8 protein-coding genes are annotated in these 11,889 nt (G+C 36.9%); 1 reads left to right on the forward strand and 7 read right to left on the reverse strand.

Going from position 1 to position 11,889, the window contains the following annotated elements; genetic code table 11:
- Complete coding sequence (locus ACQY44_RS19655) at nt 1-534, reverse strand: UpxY family transcription antiterminator (RefSeq protein WP_428231994.1); 534 nt, start codon at nt 532-534, stop codon at nt 1-3.
- Nucleotides 535-831: 297 nt separating this feature from the next.
- Nucleotides 832-1,518: a hypothetical protein gene (locus ACQY44_RS19660; RefSeq protein WP_428231988.1), complete on the reverse strand. Its 687-nt coding sequence runs from the start codon at nt 1,516-1,518 to the stop codon at nt 832-834.
- A gap of 253 nt (nt 1,519-1,771) precedes the next feature.
- Between ACQY44_RS19660 and ACQY44_RS19665 the strand changes: the two genes are divergently transcribed.
- The gene (locus ACQY44_RS19665; protein WP_428231989.1) at nt 1,772-2,530 is read left to right on the forward strand and encodes a response regulator transcription factor; all 759 of its coding nucleotides are present in this window, start codon (nt 1,772-1,774) and stop codon (nt 2,528-2,530) included.
- A gap of 136 nt (nt 2,531-2,666) precedes the next feature.
- Here the strand turns inward: ACQY44_RS19665 and ACQY44_RS19670 are convergent, their stop codons facing one another.
- From ACQY44_RS19670 to ACQY44_RS19690, 5 genes are all read right to left on the reverse strand, one after another.
- Nucleotides 2,667-4,592 carry a sialate O-acetylesterase gene (locus ACQY44_RS19670; protein ID WP_428231995.1) on the reverse strand — a complete coding sequence of 642 codons (1,926 nt, stop codon included), beginning with the start codon at nt 4,590-4,592 and terminating at the stop codon, nt 2,667-2,669.
- Between the two features lie 220 nt (nt 4,593-4,812).
- Nucleotides 4,813-6,480: a DUF5597 domain-containing protein gene (locus ACQY44_RS19675; RefSeq protein ID WP_428231996.1), complete on the reverse strand. Its 1,668-nt coding sequence runs from the start codon at nt 6,478-6,480 to the stop codon at nt 4,813-4,815.
- Nucleotides 6,481-6,580: 100 nt separating this feature from the next.
- Nucleotides 6,581-8,788, reverse strand: a complete 2,208-nt coding sequence (locus ACQY44_RS19680) for an endo-1,4-beta-xylanase (RefSeq protein WP_428231997.1) — start codon at nt 8,786-8,788, stop codon at nt 6,581-6,583.
- Between the two features lie 61 nt (nt 8,789-8,849).
- On the reverse strand, nt 8,850-10,214 hold the full coding sequence (locus ACQY44_RS19685; protein ID WP_428231998.1) for a glycan-binding surface protein: 1,365 nt from the start codon (nt 10,212-10,214) through the stop codon (nt 8,850-8,852).
- 35 nt (nt 10,215-10,249) lie between these two features.
- Nucleotides 10,250-11,881, reverse strand: a complete 1,632-nt coding sequence (locus ACQY44_RS19690) for a RagB/SusD family nutrient uptake outer membrane protein (protein WP_428231999.1) — start codon at nt 11,879-11,881, stop codon at nt 10,250-10,252.
- Nucleotides 11,882-11,889 lie beyond the last annotated feature (8 nt).

Consider the following 11,889-nt stretch of genomic DNA (forward strand, 5'->3'; position numbering starts at 1 on the left):
CTAAGCCTTTGCAAAAGTGCTTTCTGTTCTGTTGGATAAATAAGACAAAGGAACGATTGCCGATATATTCTGACGTAATGAACTCAGTCGTACGCTAATCCTGTGCTGGTTATCGATTCTGAAAACTTCGCATTCCAGACCCGATAATTCGCCATGTGCGATGGTAACTTTATCTCCAATTCTGGGAAGCTCTTTATTGATCTGAACATCACTAATGTCCTTTCCTTCAACCAATAACTTGATCTGATGGATTTCTTTTTCTGAAACCTTGCCATATTCGTTTCCAAAAGACAAATACGAACAACCGCTGTCCACTGTCAGGACATCATGAAAATCTTTATTGGATTTGATGTTGACAAAAACGTAACTCGGAAATAAGGGAACCTGGATTTTTTTGGTGCGGTCACTCCATTTTCGAATGCTTGTTGCCATGGGTAGAAAAGCCTCCAGTTTTTTTTCTGTTAACTCTTTATAAACCTTACTCTCATGGCGGTATCTTACGTAAAGAACATGCCAGCCTTGTTTTCTATCCATAATTTTAAAAGTTTTTCGTGACACGCCATAGCTGCGCTGTAACCAGTCACATGGTTATTTTATTTAAGAAATGGTTTTGGTAACTAAATAGATTTATATGCTTTACCTCAAAAGGTAATTGGGTAACTGGTAACCTGGGTAATGATAATTTGATTTAATTCTCCGAAAATATACTTTTATGTTTTTTAAACTTTCAAGGTAACTATTCCGCTTTTGAGAACTTTGTAAAAAAGGATAAACAAACAACTGATCTTTTTTTTACTGGAGTAAACTTACAATACAAAATTTCATATCTAACTACACCAAAGGGTAGTTACGCTTCTCAGTATTAAATACTACCCTATTGGGTAGTTGATAGCTTTTGGCCGAAACCCCGAAAGTTTCTTCAGGTAAAACCAAATCCTTATTCGCGTTATAAAAATCTATAAGTCCGTGGTAAGACATGCTTACAGGGATCGTTTCTGAACCCAGGTATTCAATAGATTTACCTACAATTTTTGCCTTGATTCCCATTAATGTCAAAACGCGAAGCAGTTTGGCATCTATCTCTGCAAAAGCAATATTATCCTTATGGGTACAGATTGGCGCAATGGCCGAAACCAACAGTCTTTTAAGAATGTTTAAATCACGGACTCCTTTCTTGATAGCAAAACGACCAATATGCCAGATTTCATGAATGTCACTGCCCCCTGTACAAAGAAAAGGGTTGATCCCGAACATTTTCTGAATAGGCAATACGCTCACAAAATCCCATTTAAGGACTCTGATCGTGCCTACTAAATCGCCAAAATCGTTCTTTACAGCGAAAATTTTTGAATTCTCCAAAAAACCCATCTCTTCTTTGTAAACAGCATCAATATCTTTTTGATAATGCTTTGGAAAGACTTCATTTGAATGATGATTGAAATTTTCTGTCACTACAAATTTTGACATGTGAAAGATCTCGTTTTGACTAATTGACTGGTGGTTTATTTTGCTTATCATGGTCGTTTATTTTTACCAAAACTATCACCACAATTTACGCTTCGTATTACACAAAATACTAGTTATCAATAAACTAAGAAAATACTACCCTTAAGTGTAGTAAAAAAAGAGCCGTATTGTTAAAAAAAGCACCAAATCAAAAACAAATGAACATTCTTCCCGAATTGAAGTTAAATTCATATAGAAATAAAAATATTTTAACATCATATCTCCAATTTTTCCTATATTCACACCGTATTAAAAATATGGTAATATGGTAATTGAAAACGACTTTTTTTCCTCTAACAACACGGTACAAAAAATTTCCGAAGATGAAGCCCTACGACTTGGGAATTACTTAGAATTAGTCAAGGCATTTGCAAGAACTACTTACAGTAGTATCTATATCATAGATTATGAGAAAAAAGGCTTTGAATATGTGTCGGAAAACCCCTTATTTCTATGCGACCACACCCCGCAGGAAGTACAGGAGCTGGGCTATGCCTTTTACTTTAAGTATGTAGTAAAAGACGATTTGGATCTCTTATTGAAGATTAACACCATAGGGTTTGATTTCTACCAAAATATACCCCTGGAAGAGCGGATACATCATACTATTTCATACGACTTTCGCTTAAAGAATCCCAGCGGGAAAACTTTTTTGGTGAACCAAAAACTGACTCCCGTATTTTTAACCAATGACGGTAAAATATGGAAGTCAATTTGCATTATTTCACTTTCCTCGGAACTGCAATCCGGAAACATTAAAATTTATAAAAAAGGTGAAAACAAAATATTCAGCTATGACCTGGAAGGAAATTTCTGGAAAACATTGAAAAAAATTGAACTCACAAGTCGCGAAAAAGAAGTATTACAATACTCCATTAGAGGCTTTACAATCGCCAATATGGCAGAAAGCATGTTTGTCTCTGCTGATACAATTAAATTTCATAAAAGAAAACTATTCACCAAACTTGGCGTGGCAAATATTGCAGAAGCAATAGCATACGCAACCAGTAACAAATTGATTTAAAAACCTATACTTCTTCATTCATGATAAGTGTTTAAAAAAAACGCATCATCTAATTGTAGTAATAGAAGCCAAAATAAAATGCTAACCTATCACATTACATATTTTCTTTTTTCACTTTAACAACTATCAACCTCAACTATTCCCTCCCATCCAAATTGCCTTCAAAAGGCGAAGCCGGTAAATTCTCTTTATTGTATAAATTTGCCTCTACGGGATTGTCTGCCCACGCATATCTCACTTGTGAAGGATCAATAATAGCATCGCTCCAAACGATCACTTTATCACCTTCGATCACCGCATTTGCCCATACAAACTTTCCATCACTACCGGCAATGGCAAATCCTTTTAAAGTTTTAGAATCTTTGGCTATTAAACCTGATCCTGTAGCTGTGAAATTTAAAATCAGTTTATTTTCTTTTTTCTCCATCGATCTAAAAAGTGGCCCTGAAGCAACTAAATTCTTCTCGCCATACACCATTTTTCTGGCTTGCAATGCCAGTCTTTTACCAACATCGTATTTGTTTAGAGGGTGAATGTCATTCCATTCGCCCAAGTCAATTGTAACCACCATTCCGGTGTTGGGTATTTTTAGCGTATTGAGTTGTTGTTGTCTTAATTCGGCCCAATTGCTTTCGACGGGTTCTGATTTTGGCTCCATAAAATTGGTGAGCTGTACGAACAAAAAGGGCAATTTAGGCTGTTGCCATTGTGTTCGCCAATTTGCTATTAAAGTTTTCATTAAAGCAGAATATTCTAATGGCTTTTTGGTACTGGATTCTCCCTGATACCACAATACTCCTTTTATCGAATAGTTTTTTAAAGGGGCAATCATCGCATTGTACAATCCAACCGGTTTCCATCTTACAAAGGTTTGTGATGGCAAGGGTAACATTTTAGCTCCTAATTGATACTTCCACGATCCTTTTAGGTCCAGCGTATCCTTTCCTAAAACCAGTTCATAAGGTTTGTCTGTAACAAATCCTCCCTTGCCCGAATTATTAATAATCCGAACGATAATTTCGTTTTTACCTTCTTTTAGAATACTGACATCAAAAGAATAAATTCTGGGCGGATATTGATATGAAGTTGTTCCAACAAAATGATTGTTTACAAAAACCGAATCGGCATCTATAATTCTCCCTAAAATAAGTTTTGCCGTGTTTTCTTTTACTTTCGGAATTGTAAACTCTTTTCTGAACCAGACTACTCCGTTTAGATTTCCGAGTTCATTATCTGCCCAATATCCGGGAACATTCATTGTTTTCCAATTAGAGTCATCCAGATCTGGATTTTTCCAGTTGTTCTTTAATCCAAGATCTGTCGTATTGGCTAATTGATACCAGTCATTGCTTACTTTTTGATCGTTTTCATCGATTTGTTTTTCGAGTGTTCCATCTTTATACTTTAAGAACTCCTGATCATAATCGGGAAATTTCTTTACGCTTTCTTCGCTGATCCAGGATTCTGCAGGAGATCCTCCCAAAGCGGAATTTATCAAACCTATCGGAATTTTATATTTTTCATAAATTTCTAAGGCAAAAAAATAAGCTACGCCTGAAAACTGTAAAACACTTACCGGATTTGCCGAAATCCATTCACCTGCTGTAAAATCTTCTTTTTCACTGGCAAAATAATATTGATCCGAAACCAGAAACTGTCTGATATTTGAATTTTCAGCTTTAGCGATCACCTCTTTGTACTTATCCTTCAAACGATCCATCGGAAGTTCCATATTCGATTGTCCCGAACAAACCCATACGTCTCCAAAAAGAATGTTTTTTAATGTAATTGTATTACTGGCTTTCAAAGTCATTTCGTAGGGACCTCCGGCTTTTTGAGACGGAAGAACAATCGTCCATTTCCCTTCATCACTTGTAATAGCTTTATAAATTTTATGATTGAACTCAAGTTCTATTTTTTCTTTGGCAGAAGCCCAACCCCAAATTTTGACTTTGGTATCACGCTGCAAAACCATACCATCACTTATTAAACGTGGTAATTTTATCTTTGCATTTATGGCAATACTTGCTATTAACGCAATTAATAGTATAATTTTTTTCATTTGATATTCTTTATTTTTTTTGCCCATTGATGATACGGATCGAATGGATTTGCACGGATTTTTTTAATCATTTAATCTGTGGCTATTTATTATCTCGCAGATTCGGCAGATTCGGCAGATTTTCTATTTTGATATTTAAAAATATAATTCGTGAAAATTCGTGGCGAACTATTTTTTGGATTGATAATACCTAACAGGTTTTAAAAACCTGTTAGGATAATTACTCGTAGGTATATAATTTCAGCTTTTGAATTTCGTAATCCCCTACAGATATTCTAATATGTCTTCCCTGATGGGTTTGGTCTCCGTTAAAATGCCGGATGGTTCTCCAGACTCCATTTTCGAATTTACCCTGATCTGTTTTTAAAATTCCGACATTCAGATTAGTGTCTTTTAATGATTCAAATGTAACCACAATTCCGGAGCCGCCAATATCAAACTCATCAGTTCCTGTCTGAATAATAATTGCACTTGATGTTGGCCAGGTTTCTTCTTTGGCACCATCTGACCAGTTTAAGGTATAATCGTGTTTGAATGTAAATTCGTAATTGCCTAACCTGACAATTTGTGATTGATTTTCTTTATCCAGTAAAACGCCATCTATTTTGCCTTGCCCTTTATTGGCTTCAATAACTGGCGTTAATTGTCTGACCAAATCGTATATTTTCCCAAGCGGTTCTTTTTTTGCATCGGCAACCGATTCAATAGAAAAAGGCGAAAAACCAAGCGCTTCGTAATGACCAATGGCATACAATCCTTTGAAAGGCGCGCTGGCATCAAAACGATGTTCGGGTATAAATAACGGATTGCTCTGACGCGTAAATAAATCATTCCAATGCTGAAATGATGGATTATAAAAATCCGGTGCCAGAAAATCTATCGAGTTTCCTGCTGCTTTCCAGAGATCCATTATATGCGGCAATGGCCCTGCACTAGGATATTCTCCCGGTTTTTTCTCCGGTGCATTTAATGCTGCATTTACAAACATTGGGATGGCATAACTGTCTTTTCCGGCTTTGGCGACTTTATTGGTGAATTTGGCAAAATACCACGCCATAAAAATCTCATCGGTTTGCAACCCTTTCCCAAAAACCTGTTCCCAATTTCCGGATGTTTTAAAACCATTTTTATTCCATATTGCTAAGAATTCAGGAACTAATTTTGCTTTATTATTCTGCAGGTATTTTAATAATTCCTGTGGAACTTCTTTCTTGAAAGCTGCATTGGCCAACGAATGATAATCTCTTGCCGTTGGCAGCATACCAATTTCATTTTCGACCTGAACCATAATGACGGTTTGCTCTTTTTGATCGAATTCTTTAATATGCGCCATTAGCTTCTGAAAAGCATTTAAATCTGCCTGTAAATTATTATCGCTAAAAGGCGTTAAAATTTCATGACTTTTATCTTTGTCATCTTTAACTCTGGGGTATTTCTTCTGATTCAATTTTACCCATTCAGGAGCATGACTTGACATACTGTTTTTCCAGGATCCAAACCATAAAAAGACTAATTTAAGATTTTCTTTTCTGGCTCTGAGAATCAAATCATCTACCAAAGAAAAATCAAACCTGCCTTCCTCCTTTTCTATTAATTCCCAATAAACGGGAGTTAAAACCGTATTCAGATTCATATCCGTCATTTTTTGCCAAATGGGTTCCATACTCTCCATGCTTGTGGCCGAAGAATTTCCCAATTCGCCGCCAAGAATAATAAAAGGCTTTCCGTTGACGATCAATTGGGTCTTGTTGCCTTTTTTCTGAAGACCGGGTATTTTATCCTGCGAAAAGACAATTTGTACGACCAGTAATAGCAGCAAAAAAAATCTATTTGAATCAAACATTCTAACTCGTTTCATATTAAAAATCAATTGTTTTAATTTCAGCATTAGCTAAAGATTTAGATTGATTGGCAAAAATTAAGAAAATAAACAATCCATAGTACGAACCCTCTTGAGATTCCTACTATGGATTTTTTTATCAAAAAAACTACGGTTTTACCAGTTCGCCTGAAAAGTCTTTGCTTACATCTTTTCCGGCAAGACCATCAGCCGTTCCTTTGTAAGCATGTTTACGAACATAGTTGGCATCCCAAAGATTTGGGGATTCATCAGGAAGCCAGAATTCATGTTCTTTTACACTATCTGAAACACCCCAAATCGTTATACCATATTGTTGTGGTGCCGGAATGTGTTTTTTATACATATCAATTACAAATTGATACATTTCTGCCTGAGCTGCTTGTTGTGCTACAGTTGGCGCATTTGTTCCTAATCTTACATCTAACTCAGAGATTTTGATCAATTTTCCGGAAGCGGCTAATTTTTGAAACATCTGAACAATTTTGTCTTTGTCAGTTGTCAACCCAATATGCATCTGAGTTCCGATTCCGTCAACTGTTACGCCCTGGCTTTCGATGTATTCTACATATTTAATCAAGCCATCGCATTTGTCTAATCTTGATTCCAGATTATAATCATTGATAAATAGCTTATCTGTAGCGTTTCCGTTTTGTCGGGCTAATTTAAATGCAGTTACGGCATAATCTTTCCCCAGATATTTTGCCCACGAAAAATAATCTGTCGCGGTGTCGCCTTCATTACCGGTTCTTAATGTTCCGTCTTCTTTCATTGGTTCATTGACCACATCCCATGCAAAAACGCTTGTTTTATAATGTGTCATCATTTTAGAAATCCAGTCTTTCATGGCATCTCCTATGATTTTTGTTTTTTCGGCATCGGTTTTTTCGATGTTTATTGGTGCTGTTACGCCACCACCGGAAATTTCTCCGGAAGTCACTACTACATTATCAATGTAATACGTTCCTGAAGCAGCTCCTAAATCAAAATTAAAACCTGTTTCACCGCCTTTTGCAGTAATTTTCCATTCAATTAGTTTCCAGCTTGTCGATGTTGCCTGATCTCCCTGATAACTGGCTACTGCTTGTGGTGTAGTAGAACATCTTACAGAACCGGGTGCTTCAGAACGAATCATATATGAAATTGTATAATTTTTCCCTGCAACTAAAGCCGAACTGAAAAGCCCGTTAATTTGAGTTTTATATTGCTCTGTAGGTGTGCTGGTTGCATTTACTACTTTCATGGCACCACTTCCTTCGTATGAATTAGCAGCACTTGCAAGACTTAATGATCCTGCAGCGCCATTCTGCTGGCTCCATCCCGTAATCCCTGAATTAAAAGTTCCATTAGGAATTAAATTCACAATACCCGATACAGCATCAAGATCTACAACGGCGATTGTATTTACATCTATTAAATAGGTAACATTTGGAAGATATCCTAAATCTAAATTATACTGAAAAGTTGTACTTCCTGCTTTAAAATCTCCCTGTGCCAGTTTAATTTTAACTTGCTGCCAGGCGGATGTTGTTGCAAAAGCTTCTGTATAACTTCCTCCCGTATTATACCAATCTTTATAAGGGTATTGATTGGCTAAAGATGCATTGAAAGAAATACGTCCTTTACCGGTTACATCTGATTTGATATAAAAAGAAATTTCATAATTATGACCTGTTACAATTGGAATATTAGGAGAGGTTAGTTGCAAACTATAAGGTTGCGCTGAAGCTACACTTGAAGCTAATTGAATTGCCTGCGAATTGCTTGCTAAACCGGAATTTGCAACAATTGATATTCCTTTTCCCGGATTATTCCTTGCCCAATTTGCAAAGGTGCCGCTTTTTAAGCCCGCTACATCAAGGATATTGGTTCCGCTGGAACCCGGTATTACAGTTGGGGCAATAAGTCCGTTTAAGTAACTTGCGTTTTGGTTGGAATGCCAGACTAAAGTATGTCCGAAAACTTTTAGTCCTGCTTTTTTTGTTTCTGCAATAAAGGCATCAATAGTTGCAAAATTTATTTCGCCTTTGGCATTGACCATCGCGCCGTGTTTCATCGCATATCCGGGCGTAACCTCATCAAAGTTTTCGTTTACAATTTTTCTGTATGCGGCATCGCTCATGTACAAATCAGCACCAATCCCGTTTCCTAAAACAAAATCAGTATAGGTTTTTAAGGGCTGATATCTGCTGATTTTTTCAACTAATTCTAACGGAAGTTCTGCTCCTGTTACTGCGCCATGATCCGGGTCTTTTCCCCAATCCATTTTGTTGTCGTCGCATGATGCTAAAATCATTAAAGACGAAGCGATGATAGGAATTATATATTTATATTTCATTTTTACTATTTTTAAAATTACACGATTTCTTTATTAATCAGCATTCTGATGCTTTAATCAATTAAGGAAAATCATTATAAACCGGTGTATTTAGTGAAACAATTCTCCAGTTGTCTGTGTATACTTTTACGGACGTGGCTTTTGAAGGAAATTCGACTTCGCTGGCGTTTCCTGTAACATCTTTTAGTTTGATATCCGAATTTTCGAAATACATGCCAAAATTTTGATAGGTGGCTGCTTCACGGTAGGCCAGAACGGCTTCGAATGTAAAAGCTTCTTTTGACCATGTATATAATTTGTTTAACGGAATGGTAACGGTTGTCCAGCCTGTATTCTGAAAAGCCACTGATTTTCCGTCAACGATCCAGGGTACAAAATTGTAGCAGGCGCCTGTCCATTCTCCACCATTAAAATTGTTAATCAAACATATTTTTAAGAAACCTGAATCTTTCCAAACTTCCGGAACATAAATCTCAAATTGCAGTGCCACTTTATCCAAAGGGGTACTTGCCGGAATGTAAGGTGTTAGTTGGGTTCTCCAGTTATCAACGCCAGTTCCTGCGGTCCAAACTTCTGTGCAACGGTTTTTAGCAGCATCAAAAGAAGCAATACGAGCCGGACGATGTGGTACATATTTTCCCTGAGAAACATTTCCGGTTCCCAATGCTACCGATTCTAAATCTCCAGGCTGAATCATACTTGTACTGGTTCCCCAATATCCGTGCTGCCCTTGTCCGTCGAAATTTATTAAAATACCTTTTTTGAAATTAAAATAAGCCGGAGAATAAGCTCCTCCGTTTGAACTCTGAACAAATATTGAACCTCCGTTGTCTGAAATTCCGTTAGGAACTTTAACGGTGAAAAACTCCCCATCGGGATCTGAAGTAATTCCGGTTGTTACATCAATATTTCCCGGAAAAGTTACTTTGCTTACTTCGGTTAAACCTGTTCCATAAACTGTTATGGTTTCTCCCGGATTGGGTAATGTGTTCGAAATACGGTCAATAACAGGTGTTGAGGAGCGAATTTCAAATGAATACGTGGTTTCATTACTATCATTCACAAATCGAATGGTGTTTCGAACAGAAGAATCTGCTTCGATTGTAGGCGTATCGGCAGAAATATTGATCACCATTGAATTGTCACTTACAAAAACAACATTAAAATACGTGGAATATCCATTGATATAAACCCTCTTTAATCCTGTAAAACCGGAACCTTCGATACGGATCACCTGCCCTAATCTGGCAAAAGTAACTTCTCTATCGGGTACCGTTGAATTGATATCTTCCAGAAATACTCTGCTAATCGTTATTGCTTTACCATTAGAATCCGTATTATCACAAGCAGTAAACAGCATACTAAAAACCATCATTCCAAGAAATGCGATGGGCGCCCAATACTTTTTATTTAAAATATATTTCATATTAATCTTCTTTAGATTTATTATTTTTCGTTCTACTAGAACAGGTCTTTTATTCTTTCTTCAGTAAACTGATACGGCACAGGATTTTCTCTTAATAACGGATTTTGAACCAACTCAGATTCCGGATAAGGCAAAACAAAAATGGTAGCATCTATTACACCTATAGCACGTGAACTGGTACTTTTTGTAGCATCAACAGAAACGGCATTTGTGGCTGAATCATACAAAATTGGCGTAATGGTTCCTCTGTTTTGACCTGTTACATAATTTACAACTTCTTGTTGTTTGTAATAGGATCTTCTCACCAGATCATACCAATACTGACCTTCCATACACAACTCTACTCTTCTTTCGTGAATAATATCAGCATAAGTAAGTGTTGCTTTGGGATCAAGTCCGGCACGTACACGAAGTTTGTTTACTCCTGACAAGGCAAGGGCATCAGCTGTTGAAGCATTATTTCCCAGAGCTGCTTCGGCATAATTCAGATATACTTCGCCTAAACGCAGCATATAGGTATTTAAAGCGGAGTTCATACGGGTAATTTTAGCATTATCTTTTGTTGATCCTACTACTCCTTTTTTTACCGTAAGGAAATCACTTGTGTGATCTACGGTATAACCACCATTTGCTTTACTAATTTCAGCATAATGATCTTTATTTCCCATCCAGGTAGCTTTACGACGGGAATCTTTAGATTCGTATTCCTGCAAAACATTGTAGGAAGCTCTGGTCCAATAGCCCCATGCTGCATCATCACCGGTAATATCTGAGCTAAATGCAAAATAAGCCTGTTGTGTATTGTTTACACCAAAATCTCCGTTAGGAACCCATTGCAAGGCAAACATGGACTCTGAGTTGTTGTTATTTTCGATCATAAATAAATCAGCATAATTAGGCATCAAGCTATACGGACCGGAACTGATTACTTTTTCTGCCGCTTTTTTAGCCAGATCAAGATAGGCCTGGTTTCTTGATCCGCTATTTGGGTTATCACTGATTCCTGAATAAGATAAATAAACACGTGACAACATGCCGAAAGCACTGTATCTTGTCAGACGTCCTGACTGACCTGCTGTTTCCGGAAGATATTTTGCAGCATACTCTAAATCGCGCATGGCAAATTCATAAACATCTTTTAAGGGATTTTTATTTACAATTGGATTTTTCACCAATTCTCTCGGGTCTGTAGAAATAATTACATCCCCCCATAACGAAGCCAGATACCAATATGCGGTTCCTCTCATAAAACGTGCTTCGGCTATGTATTTGTTTTTAAGATTCTCATTAACACTGCTGCCTGTAATACCAATTATAACATTATTGGATTGTTGCACCACATTATACAGAGATCCCCAGGCCGAAACCAGTGGTCCTGTTAATCCTGTTTCCGTTAAATCGGTAAACGGATACACATAATCAGAAAAAGGGGCATATAAGTTTGCCGCGCGTCCGTCGCCTAAACCATAGTAAAATTTATCATTAAAATCAAACCATACTTTGTTGTATAACGGACCTGTTGCTGCCTGAAAATCAGATTCGGATTTGTAGAAATTCTCTTTGGTAATTCGGTCTTCGGGTTCAACATCTAAAAGATCACTACAACCAGTCCAAACAAGTGGCAATGCGATCAAAAGAATCTTATAAATTATATTTTTTGTTTTCATCGTTTGTA

This window comes from Flavobacterium sp. (assembly GCF_965277525.1).
Classification (GTDB): domain Bacteria; phylum Bacteroidota; class Bacteroidia; order Flavobacteriales; family Flavobacteriaceae; genus Flavobacterium.

Excerpts from the sequence above, each read along its gene's own strand:
- ACQY44_RS19685 (WP_428231998.1), bottom strand. The coding sequence starts at position 10,214 with ATGAAATATATTTTAAATAAAAAGTATTGGGCGCCCATCGCATTTCTT.
- ACQY44_RS19660 (WP_428231988.1), bottom strand. The coding sequence starts at position 1,518 with ATGATAAGCAAAATAAACCACCAGTCAATTAGTCAAAACGAGATCTTT.
- ACQY44_RS19655 (WP_428231994.1), bottom strand. The coding sequence starts at position 534 with ATGGATAGAAAACAAGGCTGGCATGTTCTTTACGTAAGATACCGCCAT.
- ACQY44_RS19680 (WP_428231997.1), bottom strand. The coding sequence starts at position 8,788 with ATGAAATATAAATATATAATTCCTATCATCGCTTCGTCTTTAATGATT.
- ACQY44_RS19690 (WP_428231999.1), bottom strand. The coding sequence starts at position 11,881 with ATGAAAACAAAAAATATAATTTATAAGATTCTTTTGATCGCATTGCCA.
- ACQY44_RS19675 (WP_428231996.1), bottom strand. The coding sequence starts at position 6,480 with ATGCTGAAATTAAAACAATTGATTTTTAATATGAAACGAGTTAGAATG.
- ACQY44_RS19670 (WP_428231995.1), bottom strand. The coding sequence starts at position 4,592 with ATGAAAAAAATTATACTATTAATTGCGTTAATAGCAAGTATTGCCATA.
- ACQY44_RS19665 (WP_428231989.1), top strand. The coding sequence starts at position 1,772 with ATGGTAATTGAAAACGACTTTTTTTCCTCTAACAACACGGTACAAAAA.